Here is a 21309-nt window from a genome sequence, read left to right on the forward strand (position 1 = left end):
TTTTTTTATGTTATCCTCTTTTTCACGTATGAAAAGGAGGAATACTTTGGTGGAAATGAAAAACATCACAAGGATCATACATAGTTTTTACTTTACGCAATCTGTGAAAGTTAGAGCCATAATAACTAGTTTGCCAATTTTTAATGTCGATATCGGGCCAGTTCACATAGTCACCTAGTGTATAAGGATCTAAGCTTTCTCGTAAATCTTTAACCCAGCGTATATTTCGATTTTCTTCATCATCGCATTTCCAAGAGGTAATGTATTCTTGGGCAATAATTGCTTTACGATGAAAATAAGCCGTTTCATTCGGCGAAATATTTTCAACAGCACCTATGAGCGATTGATGCCAAATACTAGCATCTTTATTTGGGGCATGAGAAAGAAAGTATTGCATGAGTTGAATGCCTTTAAGGGGAATAGGTTTATAGACATAGGAACCAGAGCGCTTGAAATTTTCAGGGATGTTACCGCCATTAAAAAATTCGACAGCCTTTATATAAGGAACTTCTTCTATAAAGAGAGAGGGGCTGCCAGTTTCAAGAAGAGGGGATAATAGGGAATGGAGTTCAGAGGGAGAACCGACAAACTCGCCTTGTGCTTCGATTTTATTTCGTTGCTTGGCGAATAATTCGATCGATGAAGTGAGACGTTCATCTATATAAGGTGCCCAGTTTTGCCACGCTTGAAATGCAGCAATAAAGTCTTCCCATTCCCATGTAATTGAGAAAATTGATACATTTTTTACGGGGTGGACTCGAAAAGTTAAGGAAGTGATAATTCCGAAGTTTCCACCACCGCCACCACGGCATGCCCAAAAAAGGTTAGAGTTTTCTTGTTCATTTGCACGAATGAGTTTTGCACCAAATTTTCCACACGCTTGTACCATTTCCACTTCCATTAATTGATCACATGTTAATCCAAATAAGCGTGAAAGCATACCAATACCACCGCCAAGTGCTAATCCAACAATTCCAACGCTTGCACTTGTACCAGCAGGAATTGTAACACCGTAATTCCAAAGTTCTTTATAAACAGTGCCAAGATTTGCACCAGCCTCAATTGTTGCTGTTAATTTCTCTGTATTAACAGTAATGCGATGCATTTCACTCACATCAATAATAAGTCCTCTATTTAAAAGAGAAAAATTTTCATAGCTATGACGTCCACTTCTTAACCGAAATGGTATATGACGTTCACGTGCCCATTTTAAGGCGTTACAGATATCCTTGTTATTTTGACAAAAAACAATAATACAAGGGAGTTTTGGAATACTTAAATTTAAATTCATTCGGGCTACATTGTAGTCAGGATCTGTGGGAACAACGATACGACCTGTTAATTTTGTTTGCTTCAATTTCTTACTCCTTTCCAAAATAATCAGAGCTTTTTATTAATATATGAAAAATGTCTGTAATACGCGTGGACAAGGAGAGGTGGAGAATGAGATTTACCTTTGTGAGAAATAAATAAAGCATAAGAATAAAGAATCTACATAGAGTTCAATGAAAACAGTTGCAAACTGTTCATATTTTGTTATGATAGTGTTACGAAAACGTTTGCATAAAAATTCTGATGGGATGCAAAAGGAGAGAAGGACTATGAATAAGACATGGTGGAAAGAAGCAGTTGCTTATCAAATTTATCCACGAAGCTTTATGGATTCAAATGGTGATGGTATTGGAGATTTACAAGGTATTATTGCAAAACTGGATTATTTAAAAGACTTAGGTATAGATGTAATTTGGATTTGTCCAATGTATAAGTCGCCTAATGATGATAATGGTTATGATATTAGTGATTATCAAGATATTATGGATGAGTTTGGTACAATGGCAGACTTTGATGCTTTACTAGATGAAGTTCATAAGCGTGATATGAAGCTTATTATTGATTTAGTTATTAATCATACGAGTGATGAACATCCATGGTTTATTGAATCACGTTCATCTAAAGATAATCCGAAGCGTGATTGGTATATTTGGCATGATGGTAAAGATGGTGCGGAGCCAAACAACTGGGAAAGTATTTTTAATGGTTCGGCATGGGAATATGATGAAGAAACAGAACAATATTATTTACATCTATTCTCACGTAAACAACCAGATTTGAACTGGAAGAATAAAGAAGTTCGCGAAGTACTATATGATACGGTTAATTGGTGGCTTGATAAAGGTATTGATGGTTTCCGCGTTGATGCGATCAGTCATATTAAAAAAGAAGAAGGCCTTAAGGATATGCCAAATCCAAAAGAGTTAAAATATGTGCCATCTTTTGATAAACATATGAATGTGAAAGGTATTCAACCTTTATTAGAAGAGCTAAAAGAAAATACATTCTCTAAGTACGATATTATGACTGTTGGTGAAGCAAATGGCGTTAAGATTGAAGATGCTGAGCTTTGGGTTGGAGAAGAGCAAGGTAAGTTCAATATGGTATTCCAGTTTGAACATTTAAGTTTATGGGATGCAGAGAAGAAGAAAGACCTTGATGTTGTAGGATTGAAAAAAGTATTAACGAAATGGCAAAAAGGATTAGAGAATAAAGGATGGAACGCTTTATATATTGAAAATCACGATAAACCACGTATCGTTTCAACATGGGGAGATGATAAACAATATTGGCGTGAAAGTGCAACAGCTCTAGGAGCGATGTATTTCTTTATGCACGGTACACCGTTTATTTATCAAGGACAAGAAATTGGTATGACAAATGTTCAGTTACCAAATATTGAAGATTACGATGATGTTGCAATTAAAAATTTATATCGCGAGAAAATCGCAGAGGGCGTACCACATCAAGATATGATGGAGATTATATGGGCTTCTTGCCGCGATAATTCACGTACACCTATGCAGTGGAATGATGAGATGAATGCTGGTTTCACAACAAGTACACCTTGGTTTAGCATGAATCCAAATTACAAAGAAATTAATGTTGAAAAGCAAAAAAATGAAGAAAAGTCTATTTTCAATTTCTATAAGAAAATGATTGCCCTGAAAAAAGAGCACGATGTACTGAACTATGGTACGTACGATTTACTTTTAGAAGACGATCCACAAATTTATGCATATACACGTACGTTACAGGATGAAAAAGTCATTGTAATTAGTAATATCTCAAAAGAGGAAGCAGTGTATAATGAGGATTTATTTGCACTAGAACGCAAACGTTTGCTTTTAAATAACTATGAAGTTGCGGAACATGAAGAAGTAACAACAATTGCTTTAAAACCTTATGAAACAAGGGTTTATCGCATTTCATAATAAAAAAGGATGCTCTTTGAGCATCTTTTTTTATGAAAAAAAATAAATTTCTATTGCAAAGTGAAAACGCTTTTATTAAAATAGATTTATGAAAACGGTTGCGTAAAGATAAAAATAAAGTAACAAAAGGAATCGTTTTCATAAAGGGAACAGAAATTATAATTTAAATCATTATGTTGTTATAAATAAAGGGGAGGAAGAACAGATGAAAATTACGTCTTTTGATTTTTGGCAAAAGTTCGGGAAAGCGTTATTAGTTGTTGTAGCCGTAATGCCAGCAGCTGGTTTAATGATTTCCATCGGTAAGTTAATTGGTATGTCTGCTGGGGATGTTAACGCAGTTCATACAATCGCTCGCGTAATGGAAGACATCGGTTGGGCAATCATTACAAATCTACACATCTTATTCGCAGTAGCAATTGGGGGATCTTGGGCGAAGGATCGTGCAGGTGGTGCATTTGCAGCGCTATTAGCATTCGTCTTAACAAACCGAATTACAGGAGCTATATTTGGCGTAAACGCTCAAATGTTAGCGGATTCAAAAGCGACAGTTTCTTCAGTAATAGCAGGAGATTTACTTGTAAAAGATTACTTTACTTCTGTACTTGGTGCACCAGCATTAAACATGGGAGTTTTCGTTGGGATTATCACAGGTTTCTTAGGAGCTAATCTATATAACAAATATTATAACTATAATAAACTGCCACAGGCATTAGCATTCTTTAATGGAAAACGATTTGTACCATTCGTTGTAATTCTTTGGTCTACAGTTACTGCGATTGTATTATCACTTCTATGGCCATTCATCCAAAGTGGGTTAAATGAATTTGGTCGCTGGATTGCAGCTTCAAAAGATAGTGCACCAGTTGTTGCACCGTTTGTATATGGAACGTTAGAGCGTTTATTATTACCATTTGGTTTACACCATATGTTAACGATTCCGATGAACTATACAGAGCTAGGCGGAACATATACGATGCTAACTGGTTCAAAAGTTGGACAAGTTGTAGCAGGACAAGATCCATTATGGCTTGCATGGATTACAGATTTAAATAATTTATTGGCAAATGGAGATACGAAGGCATATAACGATTTATTAAATAACGTTGTACCAGCTCGTTTCAAAGCTGGACAAGTTATCGGCTCAACAGCAGCGTTAATGGGGATTGCATTTGCAATGTTCCGTAACGTTGATAAAGAAAAGCGTGCAAAATATAAACCAATGTTTTTATCAGCAGCATTAGCAGTATTCTTAACAGGTGTAACAGAACCAATTGAATTCATGTTCATGTTTATTGCTCCAGTATTATATGTTGTATATGCTATTACAACAGGACTTGCATTCGCGTTAGCTGATTTAATTAACTTACGTGTTCATGCATTTGGATTTATTGAGTTAATTACTCGTACACCAATGATGGTTAACGCAGGTTTAACAAGAGACTTAATCAACTTTGTTATTGTTTCATTAGTGTTCTTCGGTCTTAACTTTACACTATTTAATTTCTTAATTAAAAAATTCAACTTACCAACACCAGGGCGTGCAGGTAACTATATTGATAATGAAGATGAGGCATCAGAAGGAACAGAAAATGTACAAGATGGTTCATTAGCAACAAAAGTTATCGATTTATTAGGTGGAAAAGAAAATATTGCTGACGTAGATGCTTGTATGACACGCTTACGTGTAACAGTAAAAGACTTAGATGTTGTTGCACCAGAAGCACAGTGGAAACAAAATGGTGCTTTAGGGCTTATTGTAAAAGATAAAGGTGTACAAGCGGTATATGGTCCGAAAGCTGACGTATTAAAGTCAGACATTCAAGATATGTTAGGTGCGTAATAATATGAAATTGCTAACTTTAAACTGTCATTCTTGGCAAGAAGAGAATCAAATAGAAAAGATACAATACCTTGCTAAAGTAATTCAAGAAGAAGAGTACGATGTCATCGCATTGCAAGAAGTAAGTCAGTCCATACAAGCTGAAAATGTATGCGGTAACAAGAAAGAAGATAATTTTGGACTTTTACTATTAGAAGAGTTAAAAGCGCTACATGTAAAAGATTACAATATTACTTGGGATTTCTCTCATATTGGTTATGACGTGTATGAAGAAGGGTTAGCGATTATAACGAAGCATAATATTATAAAAGAAGATACGTTCTTTATTTCAGAAAACGAGGATACAACGTATTGGAAAACGCGTAAAATTGTAAGTACAACAATTGCTTATAATGGTAAAGATATAACGTTTTACTCTTGCCATCTCGGTTGGTGGAATGATGAAGAAGAGTCATTCAAAGGTCAAGTTGATCGTTTGATGGGGCGTGTAGATAGTAATAAGCTCGCCTTCTTAATGGGAGATTTTAATAACAATGCTCGCTTGGAAGGCGAAGGTTATGAGTATATGATGCAAAAAGGGTTGTATGACACATATGAATTAGCAATAGAGAAGGATGAAGGAACGACTGTCCAAGGCGAGATTGCTGGTTGGGATGAAAATAAACATAATTTGCGAATCGATCTAATATTGTGTAACCAAAGTAAAAAAGTTCATTCTTCAAAAGTTATTTTTAATGGTACAAACAGAAATGTAATTTCAGATCATTTCGGTGTAGAGGTTCAATTGGATATATAATAGAAGAAATCCTCACAGAGAATAAAAGCTGTGAGGATTTTTTTTAGGAATACAAGTATTTCCAAGAGAAAATACTTGTATTTTTTATGACATTTCATATATATTTGTTATTATTGAATGTAAAACCGATTTGGTCATTTTGTATTCATACTTTCACTCACTTCGTTATATAATGAAGTAAGTGAAAGTTAATGGGAAAAAATAGTACGTTTTTGGTTAATACACGATGTAGAAAGTGATATAATTGCAAAATGTATGTATCATTTTCTAAAGAAGGAAAAATATATAATTAGGTGATAACTTCTATGAAACAGATTTGGCGTATTTATAAGACAGATTTACGGAATGTAGCCAAACATTGGGCTGCAATTGTTATTGTTTTAGGATTAATGATTTTACCATCGTTATATGCATGGTTTAACATTAAAGCTTCTTGGGATCCGTATGGAAATACAAAAGAGGTTCCCATTGCAGTTTCTAACCAAGATGCAGGTTCTAATTTAAGAGGGAAAGATATTAATATCGGGAAAGAGATTGTAGACTCCCTTAAGAAAAACAAAAATCTTGGCTGGAAATTTGTAGATGAGAAACAAGCAATTTACGGAGTTGAGCGTGGGGATTATTATGCAAGTATTACGATTCCAAAAGACTTCTCTGAAAAAATTGCAACTGTTCTGGATGAAAATCCTAAAAAACCAGAACTGGATTACTATGTGAATGAAAAAGTAAACGCAATTGCACCGAAGATTACAGCAAAAGGTGCATCAGGTATTACAGAAGAAATTAGTAAAAACTTTGTTAAAACAGCAAACGGTGAGATTTTTAAAATTTTCAATGATCTTGGAATCGATTTAGAAACAAATTTACCAAGTATCGAAAAAGTAAAAGATCTTGTATTTAAGTTAGAAGCGCAGTTCCCAGAAATGAATACACTTATGGATAAGGCATTAGATGATGCAACTCGAGCAGAAGATGTTGTGAAAGTAGCGCAAAAAGAGTTGCCAGTTGTAGAGAGTGTTATGAATGATGGGCAAGAAGCGTTAGGGAATTTAGATAAATTCTTTGCGAGAAATGATGAAACATTGAATCGCGCTCCGGGAACTATTAAGAATAATTTAATGGTAATGCAAAAAGGTTTAGATGGTGCCGCGGCAATTACGGATTTCTTAAAGAATCCATCATTGGATTTCAATCTGGCACTTCCAGATCCATCCAAGTTCCCAGACTTACCGAATATAACCATCCCGCAAATACCAACACTTCCAGAGTTACCGCAAGTGAATGGCGAGGGATATAAAAATATTGCTAAAAATATTAATCAAACTGTAAATAATGTTTTTAGTTCAATACGTGTCGGAACAACTTATGCACAAGGCGTTATAAACGGATTGCAAAATGGTAATTTTGATCCAGAAAAAGCAAAACAAGACCTTAATAAGGTTTCTGAAAATCTTCAAGGTCGTGCAGATAGTGTTTCATATTTAATTGATGTCTTTACTAAATTTAAGGAATTTGCACCAACTGATTCTGGAAAAGACTTCTTCCAAAAACGAATAGATAAATTAACGAATCTTAAATCAGCTATAGAAAATGCAAATGGCGGCGTTAAAGATATCGCTAATATTATTGGTACAGGGCAAGAAGTGAAACAAGATGTCAGAGATGCTGCTAATAAAAAGTTAGATGCAATAAATAACTTGGTAAATCAAGCAGAAGCAGATTATAATGCGACGTTTGTAGCAGATTTTGAAAAAGCAGTAAGTACAGCTGAGCAATTGAAAAATAAGGCTGACAATGTAAAAGAAGATGCTCAGCAGCTTAGAGGCAATTTAAATCAAGATATAAATAAGGCTAATGAGATATTAAACAATGGTAGAGAGAACTATGATCAGGCTGTAGCGGATTATGCAAAACTAAAAACCAGTCTTGAAAAGGCAAAAGAAGATTTAAGTAATAAAGGTGTTAACGGCTTAGATTCTACAAAAGTAGCCTTAAATGAATTAAATGGGCAGTTTAAAGCAAGTTGGAATTTAGTTAATGACATGATTCCAGTTCTGGAAAGTACAAATAAAGTGTTAGCTGATGTGAATAGTGATAAAAACCTTAATGGTACAATTTCTAAGTTAAATAAAGCAAAAGATGGTTTGCAAAAAGGAATGGAGTTAACTGATAAAGGAATTGACGCTATTAATAAAGGTCAAAAACCAGCAGCTGATGTTATTGAAAGTATTAATCAAGTGTCTAAAAGTGTTTCGGGTCAAATTGGTGACATTTTAGCTAAATATGACTCAGAAATCACTCCAAATTTCAATGCAGCAATTGCTCGCACAAAAGAGATGTCTAAAAACACATCTCAAATTTTAAAAGAGGCAGACAAAAAGCTTCCAGATGTTAAAAAATTACTAGAAGATTCATCAAAAGGCTTAGTAGATGGTAAAAAGAAATTAGCAGACATTAAAGCTGAAATGCCAGCTACTGAGAAAAAGATTAAAGAATTAGCAGATAAAATTCGTGATTTTGAATCTGAAGAGGATTTAAAAGACATCATACGTTTATTGAAAAATGATGTTGAAAAGCAAAGTGATTACTTTGCGAATCCAGTAAATTTAAAAGAGAATAAATTATTTGCGATGCCGAACTACGGTTCAGCAATGTCACCATTCTATACAGTGCTTGCATTATGGGTAGGCGCATTATTAATGGTTTCATTATTAACAGTAGAAGTACACGAAGAGGGCGCGAATTATAAGAGCCATGAAATTTACTTCGGACGTTTATTAACATTCTTAACGATAGGTCTTTCACAAGCGTTTATCGTATCGATGGGAGATATATTCTTACTCGGTACGTACGTAGTCGATAAGTTCTGGTTTGTGTTATTTAGTTTATTTATTGGTGGAGTCTTCGTTTGTATCGTATACTCACTCGTTTCTATTTTCGGAAACGTTGGGAAATCGATGGCGATCATTTTACTTGTACTACAAGTAGCAGGATCGGGCGGAACATTCCCAATCCAAATGACACCAGCGTTCTTCCAAGCAATTTATCCGTTCTTACCGTTCACATACGCAATTAGTGCAATTCGTGAAACGGTTGGCGGAATGCTTTGGGATATCGTAATAAGAGACTTACTTGTGTTAAGTGTTTTCGTAGTAGTTATGATTGTTGCTGCGTTATTACTGAAAACACCAATTAACAAATCAAGTGAAAAATTTGTTGAGAATGCAAAAGGAAGTAAAATCATTCACTAAGAAAAGGTTCCTACCGAGAGCGGTAGGAACCTTTTTGTTTAATCGAACTTTAATTTTTTTAATGCGTCTGCGAACGGGTTGTTTAATGGTTCTTCTTCTTTTTTCTGTTGTTTCATATATTTTTGGACGTCACGTTTATCAGCTTTGTTTCCAGATTCTTTTTTACGTCTCTCTTGGAATGTAGAAAGTTTCTCACGATAGCCACATTTACATGCAAAGATTTGACCTGCACCTTCACCACGTAATTCTAGTTTCTTCTTACATTGTGGGCAACGAGCGTTTGTTGTGCGAGATACATTTTTACGATGACCACATTCACGGTCTTGGCATACGAGCATTTTTCCTTTTTTGCCGTTTACTTCTAACATCGGTTTACCACAGTCTGGACAAGACTTCGTTGAAATGTTGTCATGTTTATATTTTTTATCACTCGATTTAATTTCAGAAACAATTTCTTTCGTATAGTTCTTCATTTCAGAAATGAATACTTCTTTTTTTAGCTTACCTTTTGCGATAGCCTCAAGTTTTTGTTCCCATTCACCAGTTAGTGTAGGGGATTTTAACTCTTCTGGTACTAAATCAAGTAACTGACGGCCTTTTGAAGTAATATGAATATCTTTGCCGCGTTTTTCAATTAAGAAAGAGTTGAAAAGTTTGTCGATAATATCTGCACGTGTCGCTACAGTACCTAATCCACCAGTCGATTTTAACGTATCAGCAAGTTGTTTATTTTGCGTATCCATATATTTTGTAGGATTCTCCATTGCTGAAAGTAAAGTTGCTTCATTAAAGCGTGCAGGTGCTTTCGTTTGGCCTGATGTTTGCATAATTAACTTTACAGTTAATGTATCGCCCTTTTCAATGCGAGGAAGAAGCTGCTCTTTTACGTCATCAGTTACATCATCGTCTTCAAATCGATTTTCGTATACTTCCTTCCAGCCAGCATGTAAAATCGTTTTTCCGCGTGCAATGAACGTTTCACTACCAACTTTAGTACGTAATGTTAGTTGCTCGTATTCGAATGCTGGGAATAAAACAGCTAAGAAACGTTTTACAACTAAATCATAAATTTTGCGTTCTTTATCTGTGAATGCTGAGAAGTTAACGTATCCTTCTGTTGGAATAATCGCATGATGATCGCTTACTTTACTATCATCAACAAATGATTTGTTAGGTTTGATAGGCTTTTGTAATACTTTATGTGCGAAGGGACGGTATTCTCCAACACCACATGCTTTTAGACGTTCTGGAAGTGTTCCAACGATATCAGATGAAATGTAGCGTGAATCTGTACGAGGGTACGTTAGCACTTTATGCTGTTCATACAATTTCTGCATAATATTTAATGTTTCTTTAGCAGAGTAACCGAACTTTTTATTTGCATCACGTTGCAATTCAGTTAAATCGTAAAGACCAGGAGAGAATGACTTCTTCTGTTTCTTATCAATTTCCACAACAGTAGCATGTTGTTTATCTAAACTTTTTACAATACCATCAATTTTTTCTTTATTAAAACTACGGCTATTGCCATTTGCATCTTGCCAAGTAAGTTTGAGTTTCTCCATCGTTTGAGCTTCGATGCCGTAGTAAGTTTGAGCTTTGAAGTTCTTTATTTCATCCTCACGACTAGCAATCATAGCAACAGTAGGGGTTTGTACACGGCCGCAATTTAACTGGGCATTAAAGCGAGTCGTTAAAGCACGAGTTGCATTAAGACCGATATACCAGTCAGCTTCTGAACGCGCAACTGCTGAAGCGTATAAATTGTCATAGGCTTTACCTGGTTTTAAATTTGCAAAACCATCTTTAATTGCTTTATCGGTTACAGAAGAAATCCATAAACGTTTGATTGGTTTATTTAGCTTAACTTTATCGATAATCCAGCGTGCGACTAATTCCCCTTCACGTCCAGCGTCTGTTGCTACAATAATTTCATTTACATCTTTTCTAAGTAGCTGACTTTTTACAGCATTAAATTGTTTACCAGTTTGTTTAATAACCGTTAATTTCAAACGCTCAGGTAGCATCGGTAAATCTTCTAAATTCCACTTTTTATATTTCACATCATAACTTTCTGGATCTGCTAATGTAACGAGATGACCTAAAGCCCAAGTTACAATATATTTACTACCTTCAAGATAGCCGTTTCCTTTTTTATCACACTTCAGTACACGAGCAATATCTCGTGCAACGGAAGGTTTTTCAGCGATTACAATACTTTTTGCCATTTAATTGAACTCCTTTATTAACTATATATCGTCTAATATACCACAGTTTTCAAGAGGAAATGTAAAGGAGGCTCCTATCTTATAGTCAGATGTTTCTTTCTAGAAATTCCTTTTAAAATTATTAATTGAACTAATATTTTTTGATTAGTTGATTAAGTGGGGATGGGATTTATCCCGCATTAACGGGCAGTAAGACCCCCACCTCAAAATTCAGTGGAAGCAAAGAAGTTAGGTAGGGTCGGGCTGCCCGTAAAAGCCCGATTGGTGAAGGCTAATAATCAGTGAGGGATGAACAAAACCCCACTGATTAAAGTTTCACTTTATTATTTAGTGCTCCTTTTTTGATCTTATTAAGAGTATCAAAATATAAGAATACATTTTGATACATGAGAGAAAGTGCTCATGTATCATATTTAAAAATCTAAAAAACTATTTTTAGAAAATTCTATAAAAGGATATTGAGTATATTTAACTATAATGGTAAACTTTAGTAGAATCTGGGGGATGTTGAGAAGAAGAGTGGAATTATTATTTTTATATTAAAATTAAGTGGATGTTCAAGGAGGATATTTATAATGAAAAAAGTTATGATTATGAATCTTATTGGATGTAGCGCAGCTACTGCATCAGCAATTATGGCCGCTTTAGATTGGATTTCTTATGCTTCTTTACTATTGTCTCTAACTGGAATTGGTGCTGCAGCTTCTGCAGCTGTTTGGAGCTATCGTGCTACAATTTTAGGAATGACTAGAATGGGTAAGAGGGCTGCAGCAAGAGCTCTTTAAAAAGGACATTAGGGGGGCAAAATTGCCCCCTAATTATGATGAGGTGTATTCTAAAATTTAATTTTAGAATGATATGTTTATAGGGTATTAGAGTTATGTAATAGAAGAGGCACACAGCTATTTGTGTATTAAAAAACATAACGATTTATTAATTTACTTATATTAGGGAGATAAAAATGTTTAAGTTAATACATAAAAGGGGCATAAATTTATTATCTTTTTTGCTACTCATTCTAGTAGTGGTCGCAAATTCACTTTTTACAATTAAACAGTTTAAAGTTATTAAAGAATTCCATAAAATGGAAATGCCGTTACAATTATTTACAGATTATTTTGTCACAGTCTTTTTAATTTTAATACAATTGGTTGTGAGTATTACAGTGGTAGTAATAGAAACATTATTTATTACTTTTAGTACAAATTTTATTACTCATAAAAAACTAAAATTCAGCAATTTTTTTCCAATAATAGTTTCTGCGAATATAGCATCTGTGTTATTAAATATGGTTATTTTTTCGATTGCTGGTTTAAACAATTTATACGATGTTCAATGGATAGGGTGGTCTCCAGGATCTCAACTATTTTTGGCAGGTTTTGTTTATCTATATTTACTTAATTTAGATGATTCTATTTCGAATAGATTGAAAATAAAGCTAAGTACAATTATATTTTTAATAACTTATGGTTTGACAGTTATCTTTCAAATGATGATTACTTTTATTTAGTCTAAATAACTTTAGGAGGGTGTAATAGATGGAAAAGAATTTTAAGTTTAAGATGAAAGTAATGTTAGTAGTATCGATTTTATTTGGTGTAGTAGCGGCATATAGTTTGATAAAAACTGTTATAAATTTATTAGGAAATTAAAGCGGATGAAATACTTTAAATTTAAAAGATTGATGAAAAAAAGAAAAGCATTTGCAAATATGGAAGTTTTATTTGGGGATTTTTTAAACAAATTTGCCGATGGCGATAAAAAATTATTGCTATCTTTTTTTTATAATATAAATATATGTATTACATTTGTTTCAATTTTGGCACCAATCTTTGTTTATGAATTAATGCATTATTTTCGTTCGTCTATAAATCCCTTTTATAGTGCGACTGTCTATCTTTTTTTAACAATTTTGATGACAGATATTAATAATGATGATTATGATTCAGAAGAAATTGAGAATATTTCTCAATGGATGCATAAGGCTCAAAACAATAATTTTAAATTACTTATCATAGAAAAATTGCTACGGACATTTGGAACAAAAATTCTTTTTTATTGTATTTTTAGTATCATTTTTATGGTTGAGCTGCAGTTTAGTTACATAACAATATTTATATATGAATGCTTGGTGATAGTAATAGTTTCAGCGATTATTCTATCAAAATTTTTATGGAGTAATCATCAGGTTATCTTTTTCTTTATTCATGGACCAAACTATACGAAAAAGAAAGAGCATATAATCAAGTATCAAAACGGCAAGCAGTTGGATAAGTATCGAATGGCGTTAGCTCGATCTTGCCAAAATAGAACTTTCTTTTTACATATATTTTATACTTATCTGTTTGCAATAGCTTCACTATTGATAATCGGCATTTTAAATTTTTATTTTAGCATTAATAAAATTATTATAATTTCCGTTTATTTAGCTGTTGAAAGTGCGATTCTTAGTTTTCTATCTCAAGGAATTATAAATAGCTCAAAAATGTTACAAACTTCTAACTTGAGTGATTTTTATTATATAAGGAAGTTTGATAAGAAAACATATTTTGAGGATTTACTTTCCAAATTTCTGTCAAGAAAGCTTATAGTAATTCTAATTAGTTATTATATTGGTGCATTTATGTTTTATGGAACTTCATTGTTTACAGGTATTACTATTTTTGGTTCAACAATTATTTACTTCTACTCAATAAAAATCATAACTAAAAGAGTATACCGCTTTAAAAAATTATCAATAGAAGATATAAAAAATAATTTCTTTATGTACTTTTTTAATCCTATTGAAGATTTGTTAGTTTTAGGTTTACCATTTGTAACATGTAGTCTTGTGGCTGTTTATTCAATGAAGCTAGGGAATTTATATCCTGTAATGGGCTTTTTTATCGTTTATTCTATTTATTTGGTATTTTATAATTTCCTAAAAAAAGAGAGGTAAAATATGCTGGAATTAATAAATATAAAAAAAAAATATGGTGAATCAACTTATATTTTTGATGGAGTAAATTTAAAGGTAGATGAAATGAAGATTTTAGAGTTAGTTGGTAAAAATGGGATAGGAAAATCAACTTTATTGAATATAATTGGTGGAATGACAAAGTTTGATGGGGAAGTTATATTAAAGAAATCTTCATTAAAGAACGATTTTAAAGAGTATATTGCAAATGTCTCATTAATTGGTAATACACCGTTCTTATACGAATATTTAACGCCTTCGGAAACAATAGATATGGTACTATCTTTTATTAATAGAACTAGATTAGATTCGTCTTTAGAACATTTGATTCAAGAGATTGGGCTTGATAAATATCAAAATACATATACACGTGAATTATCTTTGGGAACTAGACAAAAGCTGTCATTAATATTGGCTCTTCTAGCTTCACCTAGCTTAATTCTTCTTGATGAACCTTTTGTTAATTTTGACATTAGGTCAAGGAAAGTTACTTTGGATTATTTAAAGGATTACATAATTCAAAATAGATCAATTTTAATTTATGCCACTCATTCAACAGATGTTGATTTAGCAAATTTTTCGGATGGAAAAATAATTTTAAAAAGGGATGAGCGATTGAATAAATTAATTTTGGAGAGTGATAACTGTGAAACCTAAATTATTTATCCTTTGTTTTATTGCTTGTTCAGTTATAGGGAGTTTATTTTTCTTTCTGGGGTTTTTATTGCTGCCTAATGAACAGTTTAGTCCTAATTTAAAGCCCTCTTTCATTACAATTTTTAGTAATAATTTAGAAATTCATTTGTTTACAATAATTTTCTCGATTATTAGTTTTGGCTTTTTTTCTTTAATTTTTTTATTTGAACAGTTTTTTTACTTAGGTTTTTCTTTCCATAGCTTGATAGAGAGAACGTCTTTGAAAACAGCAGCATCTTATTTTGCAGGCCATGGAATAATTGAGATCATAAATATGTTTTTTACTGCAACAATAGGTGTATATGTAGCGGTATCCATTATTAATATAATTAGAAAAAAAGAACTTAGTAAAAATTCTTTTATCATATTAGGGAAAAAAATTTTGATTTTACTAGTCATAGATCTAGTACTTTTATTTGTTGCTGCATTATTGGAAACATATTTATCTCCGCTATTAGTTGATAGAAGTTATATAATTTAATTTATTATGATTCAGATTCATATTTTTTACTAAATTACACCGATAGGGGAGCAAGATGAAGAGACTTACAACGAAATTACAGTAAGTCTCTTATTTTGTTATGTAAATACAAATTGTAACTTCAAAAGTTTAATATATTTAAGAGTAATTTTTTTATCTTTTTAATTGAATAGATAAATTTGTATTAACGAAATGAAATTGTTAACTTCTTCGATGGTGTGTACTTCATTTATCTTCTATATAACTTGGATGGAGCAAAGAAGTTAGGCGGGGGTCGGGCTGCCGTAAACGCCCGATTGGTGAAGGCTAATAATCAGTGGGGGATGCCCCCACTGATTAAAGTTTCACTTTATATGGAAAAGTAAAGAACTTGTTATTTTACTAGAATAAGAGTAGACTTTGAAGTAGATGAATAAGAAACACATGGGAGTTTGTGGATACAAACTGAGAGTATGGCTACTAGTCCGTCATTGACCATTTGAACCTGTTGGATAATGCCAGCGTAGGGAGAGTGTAAAAGCACATGTTCAGGCACTTTGCGTACGCGCAAAGTGTCTTTTTGTGTATCTCCCATCATTATAGTTAGGAGATGAAAAGGATGAATATGAAAGAAATTAGTAAAGTAGTGGATTTGGTGAGAGAATCTAATCCGCTTGTTCATAATATTACAAATGTTGTTGTAACAAATTTTACTGCTAACGGTTTGTTGGCACTTGGGGCATCGCCTGTAATGGCGTATGCAAAAGAAGAAGTAGCAGAAATGGCTAGCATTGCTGGAGCGTTAGTATTAAATATGGGGACACTTCGTCCTGAAGAAGTAGAAGCTATGCTACTCGCGGGTAAATCAGCAAATACGAACAATGTGCCAGTACTATTTGATCCAGTTGGTGCAGGAGCAACTTCGTATCGAACAGAAGTTGCGAGACATATTCCGGCTGAAATCGATTTAGCAATTATCCGCGGAAATGCAGCTGAAATAGCAAATGTTATTAATGAGAAATGGGAAATTAAAGGGGTAGACGCTGGTACTGGAAAGGGCAATGTTGTAAGCATTGCAAGGCAGGCAGCAGACGAATTGAATACAGTTGCGGTCATTACTGGAAAAGAAGATGTTGTTACAGATGGAGAGCGAACTGTTCTTATTCGAAACGGTCACCCTATTTTAACGAAAGTTACGGGAACAGGGTGTTTACTAACTTCAGTAATAGGAGCATTTGTAGCAGTTGAAAAAGATTATGTAAAGGCAACTGTAGCAGCATTAACGTTTTATGGTGTAGCTTCGGAACTGGCAGCTGCTAAAACAGTAGAAAAAGGGCCAGGTAGTTTCCAAATTGAATTTTTAAATCAATTAGCGAATACAACTTCAGCTGATATAGAGAAATATGGGAAGATTGAGGAGTTAGAGTAAGGGGGATGAAACACATGATGCGCATTGAAACAAAGAAAATGTCTAACCTATTGCAAGTGTATTTTATTATGGGAAGCAATAACTGCACGAGGGATCCTTTAGCTGTATTGAAAGAAGCGTTAGATGGTGGAGTGACACTTTTTCAGTTTCGCGAGAAGGGGGAAGGTTCTTTAATCGGAGGAGATAGAGTGCGCTTTGCAAAAGAATTGCAGACGCTTTGTAAGGAATATAGTGTTCCTTTCATTGTAAATGATGATGTAGAATTAGCCATTGAATTAGATGCAGATGGTGTTCATGTAGGACAAGATGATGAAGGAATTACATCTGTTCGTGAAAAAATGGGAGATAAAATTATCGGCGTATCTGCCCATACAATTGAAGAAGCACGCTTTGCAATCGAAAACGGAGCAGATTATTTAGGCGTTGGACCTATTTTCCCAACGAGTACGAAAAAAGATACGAAAGCGGTTCAAGGAACGAAAGGATTAGCTTATTTTAGAGAACAAGGAATTACAGTGCCAATCGTTGGTATTGGTGGGATTACAATTGAAAATACAGCGGCAGTTATAGAAGCGGGTGCGGATGGTATTTCAGTTGTTTCAGCAATTAGTTTAGCTGAATCTGCATATGAAAGTACGAGAAAATTAGCTGAAGAAGTAAAGAGAAGTTTGTAGAAAAGGACATGTAGTATTTTAAGTGCTACATCGAGAAGTAGACTGCCCAAAAAATTTAAACAAACGTTTGATTAAAAAAGCACAAACCTTTTTAAATAAAGGTTTGTGCTTTTTCTTTAAAACATAATTGAAATTAAGAGCATTCCAATTCCGATAGAAGTAAATGTTGCAATTAAGCCTGGAATCATAAAGCTATGATTTAATACGTATTTACCAATACCTGTTGTACCGGTACGGTCAAAGTTAATGGCAGCAACGATTGTTCCATAGTTTGGAATGAAGAAATATCCGTTTACTGCAGGGAACATTGCAATCAGTAGTGCTGGTGAAATACCAAGGGATAGTCCAAGTGGCATTAAGGCACGTACTGTTGCTGCTTGGCTGTACAGTAAAATAGATAGAATGAATAGTGCGATGGCAAATAGCCAAGGTGCACTTGTTACTAAATGCTGAATAGATCCTTGAATCATATTTAAGTTTCCATTAAAGAAAGTATCTCCCATCCAAGCGATACCGAAAATAGCAACAACTGCTGTTGCTCCTGCTTTAAAGACGTTACCAGACACAATGCTTTCTACATTTGGTTTACAGAAAATAATAATAAGAGCCGCGATAGTTAACATAACCATCTCAATTGTGTTCGGCATGGAAAGACGAGCTAACTTTCCATCAACTATCCATCCTGGGCGAATTGTTTCAAATGAACCAAGAAGTACAACAAGGAAGGTTCCTACTAGGAAAAGGATAACTGATAATTTAGCGCCCTTTATACCTACAAATTCTTTTTTCTCTTCAAGCTTAGGAATCATTCCTTCTTTTAATCGTTTCAAGTATTCAGGGTCTTCATTTAATTCTTTTCCCATCTTTCTAGCAACGAATGCTGCTAACATACAAGCAATGAAAGTAGAAGGAATACTCACTTTTAAAATATCTAATAAAGTGATTTTATAGTCAGCTAACATTGCTAAAAGAGCAACTGTGGCAGCTGAAATTGGACTAGCTGTAATTGCTTGTTGAGAAGCGATTACGGCAATCGACATTGGGCGTTCCGGTCTAATCCCTGATTCACGAGAGACTTCTGCAATAACAGGAAGTACAGAATAGGCAACGTGACCAGTGCCTGCACATAGTGTGAATAAATAAGTAACAATTGGAGCAAAAAAAGTAATACGCTTTGGATTTTTTCGTAATGCCTTTTCAGCTAGATGAACAAGATAGTCCATTCCTCCAGCAGCTTGCAAAGCACCAGCAGCTGTAATTACTGCCAAAATCATAAGCATTACATCGATAGGAGGCGCGGTTGGTTGTAAGTGGAAGACAAAAACGAGTATTGCCATACCAACTCCACCCATTACTCCTAAACCAACTCCGCCTAGGCGTGCACCAATAAAAATACAGAGTAACAAGGTAAGAAATTGTAGCCAAAACATGATAAACTACCTCCGAAATTCATTAGTTAAGATATATTCGAATAGTTTAATTTGAATGAAAATTAAATAAATACCCGAAGAAATCCTTGTTGTTTATACATTTTTTATTATATAACACAAAAAAAGTAACATTCACGTACTTTTTGAAATTATTTTGAAAAAGCAATGCATTAAAAATTTGTATTTATATCTCTAAATAAGTAGACATTTTGATTTATATGTTGTAATCTTTGAAAGAGAATAAATTAATTCTCATAGAACTCCCATATCGTTCAACTCGTTCAGCGAGAAAGGCAAACTGATGGAAACATGAGGACGCAAAACTACAGGAGCTAAGGTCGAAAGGCTACGCTAGCCAGTTACCGGACGGATAGGGTTGGTCTTGGCCAATGCTTTTACATTGGCTTTTTTTTATTCTCGAACATATTGAGAAACATTTTCAAACAAAATATTCATATATTTTGTTTTTTTTGTTTATGTTAATTAAGGAAGGTGGATATTAATGAAAAAATATTGGCATAAGTTATCGTTCCTTCAAAAGAACGTCTTATTAACCGTATTAGTTATTTTGACACTTGTTGGAAGTATGGGTGCACTAAGTTTCAACATGTTTCAAAATAGTATGATGTCTTTATTTGAAAGGCAGTCTATTGAAACAGGAGAAATAGTATTGAAAAAATTGGATGTAGAATTAGTTAGAGACATGGCGAAAGATCCTACAGCCGAAAAAGTGAAAAAAGAAAAGTTAACAGAGAAATTAGATGAAGTGTCAAAAGAATTGAAAAGTGTTGGACAAACGTATGTTACAGGAGCAAAGCCGAATGAAAAGCGAGAATTACAACTCGTTGGTTTGACTACAGAGTTAACAAAAGCGTTCCCTATAAAGCCGGGAGATTATTATGAACAACCCGCTCATTGGATGAAGGCATACGATAAAGTCATTGATACGAAAAAGGCCCAAATGACAGAAGTATATGAAGATGAAATAGGTTCGTGGGTGACAATATTAGAACCAATTACAGATGGAGAAAATAATATTGTTGCAATTATTGCGGCTGACTTAGATGCTTCCATTGTTCCTATTACAAAAGAGAAGTTTATGATACAGGGCTTACTCTTTATCATTATTTCATTAGCAATTGCGACTATTACTCAATTCTTTATCGTGCGTCACTCGTTAGCTCCATTAAAAGATTTACGAGAAGGGTTACGTAAAATTGGTGAAGGTGACTTAAGTATTAAATTAAAAGAAAGACCAGATGACATTGGAATTATTAATGTTTATTTCAATAACACGATTGAAAAATTTAAAGGGATTATAGATAAAGTAAGGCAAACTGCTGAGCAAGTTTCTTCTTCTTCACAAGAATTGTCGGCGAGTACAGAGGAAAACAGCATGGCAGTTCAAGAGATTGCAAGTTCTATTGAAGGTTTAAGAGTAGGGGCACAGTCTCAAAAAACTTCAGTACAACAATGTTTAGGAATTGTACATGGAATGGAAGATAAGGTAGAAGAAATAACTGGGGCTGCAAAACAAGTTGCGGTTGCTTCTGAAGGTATGGAGCAACATTCAATTGAAGGTAATGAAGTGATTGGACAAATTATTAATCAAATGAGTTTAATTCAAAATGCAGTACAAGATTTATCTTCCATCATTTATTCGTTAGAAACAAGGTCAAAAGAAATTAGTGATATCGTAACTGTAATTACAGGTATTTCAAATCAAACAAATTTATTAGCTTTAAATGCTTCTATTGAGGCTTCACGTGCTGGAGCAGCTGGGAGAGGGTTTGCAGTTGTTGCTGATGAAGTACGAAAATTAGCAGAACAAACGGAAGCGTCTGCTAAAGATATAGCGAAATTAATTGGTGAAACACAAGCTGAGACAGAAGATGCTGTAGTTTCAATGCAAAAAGGTTCAAAAGAAGTAGAAACTGGAATTTCACTTGTTCAAAGTAGTGGAGATTTCTTTGAAAAAATCTCCAAATCAGCGCAATCTGTTACAGATCAAGTAAAAGCTGTTTCGGGTAATTCGAGTGACATTTTACAAAATAGCCAGAATATCGTTCAAGTCGTAAATGAATTATCACATATTGCAAACACTTATGCCAACAGCAGTAGTAATGTTGAAGAAAGCATGAAAGAGCAAGAAATATCAGTACAAGATATTGCAGAATTAGCGACTTCTTTAAGTTGGCTTTCTCAGGAATTACAAGAGCTTATTGGTGAGTTTAAAAGCGAATAAGGAGAAAGTTCAATTCTAATCAAAGGGGATATCTC

15 protein-coding genes and 2 riboswitches are annotated in these 21309 nt (G+C 33.9%); of the genes, 12 read left to right on the forward strand and 3 right to left on the reverse strand.

Annotated elements, in window-relative coordinates:
* Positions 1–22: 22 nt before the first annotated feature.
* Complete coding sequence (locus BM089_RS23195; RefSeq protein ID WP_000814905.1) at positions 23–1357, reverse strand: FAD-binding oxidoreductase; 1335 nt, start codon at positions 1355–1357, stop codon at positions 23–25.
* 244 nt (positions 1358–1601) lie between these two features.
* On the opposite strand from BM089_RS23195, the gene BM089_RS23200 reads away from it, so the two are divergent.
* The 4 genes from BM089_RS23200 (at position 1602) to BM089_RS23215 (ending at position 9156) form a co-directional block, all read left to right on the forward strand.
* Complete coding sequence (locus BM089_RS23200; RefSeq protein ID WP_090978209.1) at positions 1602–3266, forward strand: glycoside hydrolase family 13 protein; 1665 nt, start codon at positions 1602–1604, stop codon at positions 3264–3266.
* A gap of 205 nt (positions 3267–3471) precedes the next feature.
* A complete protein-coding gene (locus tag BM089_RS23205; protein WP_000705568.1) occupies positions 3472–5109 on the forward strand; it encodes a PTS transporter subunit IIBC in 1638 nt (545 codons plus the stop codon).
* 4 nt (positions 5110–5113) lie between these two features.
* A complete protein-coding gene (locus tag BM089_RS23210) occupies positions 5114–5905 on the forward strand; it encodes an endonuclease/exonuclease/phosphatase family protein (RefSeq protein ID WP_000771989.1) in 792 nt (263 codons plus the stop codon).
* A gap of 305 nt (positions 5906–6210) precedes the next feature.
* A complete protein-coding gene (locus BM089_RS23215; RefSeq protein ID WP_090978211.1) occupies positions 6211–9156 on the forward strand; it encodes a YhgE/Pip domain-containing protein in 2946 nt (981 codons plus the stop codon).
* 38 nt (positions 9157–9194) lie between these two features.
* Here the strand turns inward: BM089_RS23215 and topB are convergent, their stop codons facing one another.
* Complete coding sequence (topB, locus tag BM089_RS23220; RefSeq protein ID WP_090978213.1) at positions 9195–11384, reverse strand: DNA topoisomerase III; 2190 nt, start codon at positions 11382–11384, stop codon at positions 9195–9197.
* A gap of 575 nt (positions 11385–11959) precedes the next feature.
* Here topB and BM089_RS23225 point away from each other — a divergent pair.
* The 7 genes from BM089_RS23225 (at position 11960) to thiE (ending at position 17599) form a co-directional block, all read left to right on the forward strand.
* The gene (locus tag BM089_RS23225) at positions 11960–12169 is read left to right on the forward strand and encodes a hypothetical protein (protein WP_090978215.1); all 210 of its coding nucleotides are present in this window, start codon (positions 11960–11962) and stop codon (positions 12167–12169) included.
* A gap of 176 nt (positions 12170–12345) precedes the next feature.
* Positions 12346–12894 carry a hypothetical protein gene (locus BM089_RS23230; protein ID WP_090978216.1) on the forward strand — a complete coding sequence of 183 codons (549 nt, stop codon included), beginning with the start codon at positions 12346–12348 and terminating at the stop codon, positions 12892–12894.
* Between the two features lie 147 nt (positions 12895–13041).
* Positions 13042–14322, forward strand: coding sequence for a sugar transporter (locus tag BM089_RS23235; RefSeq protein ID WP_090978218.1), 1281 nt, complete (start codon positions 13042–13044; stop codon positions 14320–14322).
* A 3-nt stretch (positions 14323–14325) separates the two neighbouring features.
* Positions 14326–14997: an ABC transporter ATP-binding protein gene (locus tag BM089_RS23240; protein WP_090978220.1), complete on the forward strand. Its 672-nt coding sequence runs from the start codon at positions 14326–14328 to the stop codon at positions 14995–14997.
* The gene (locus tag BM089_RS23245) at positions 14987–15517 is read left to right on the forward strand and encodes a stage II sporulation protein M (RefSeq protein WP_090978222.1); all 531 of its coding nucleotides are present in this window, start codon (positions 14987–14989) and stop codon (positions 15515–15517) included. Before BM089_RS23240 ends, BM089_RS23245 begins: the two co-directional genes overlap by 11 nt.
* Positions 15518–15930: 413 nt before the next feature.
* A riboswitch (TPP riboswitch) is annotated at positions 15931–16043 on the forward strand.
* Between the two features lie 72 nt (positions 16044–16115).
* Positions 16116–16925, forward strand: coding sequence for a hydroxyethylthiazole kinase (gene thiM, locus BM089_RS23250; protein ID WP_090978224.1), 810 nt, complete (start codon positions 16116–16118; stop codon positions 16923–16925).
* 14 nt (positions 16926–16939) lie between these two features.
* Positions 16940–17599, forward strand: coding sequence for a thiamine phosphate synthase (gene thiE / locus BM089_RS23255; RefSeq protein ID WP_139213321.1), 660 nt, complete (start codon positions 16940–16942; stop codon positions 17597–17599).
* Positions 17600–17715: 116 nt separating this feature from the next.
* On the opposite strand, the gene BM089_RS23260 is transcribed toward thiE, so the two are convergent.
* Positions 17716–19029, reverse strand: a complete 1314-nt coding sequence (locus tag BM089_RS23260) for an anaerobic C4-dicarboxylate transporter family protein (protein ID WP_090978228.1) — start codon at positions 19027–19029, stop codon at positions 17716–17718.
* Between the two features lie 282 nt (positions 19030–19311).
* Positions 19312–19396, forward strand: a riboswitch (cyclic di-GMP riboswitch).
* A 135-nt stretch (positions 19397–19531) separates the two neighbouring features.
* On the opposite strand from BM089_RS23260, the gene BM089_RS23265 reads away from it, so the two are divergent.
* Complete coding sequence (locus BM089_RS23265) at positions 19532–21274, forward strand: methyl-accepting chemotaxis protein (protein WP_090978230.1); 1743 nt, start codon at positions 19532–19534, stop codon at positions 21272–21274.
* The last annotated feature ends 35 nt before the right edge of the window (positions 21275–21309 follow it).

This window comes from Bacillus sp. 5mfcol3.1, from assembly GCF_900114335.1.
GTDB lineage: Bacteria > Bacillota > Bacilli > Bacillales > Bacillaceae_G > Bacillus_A > Bacillus_A thuringiensis_S.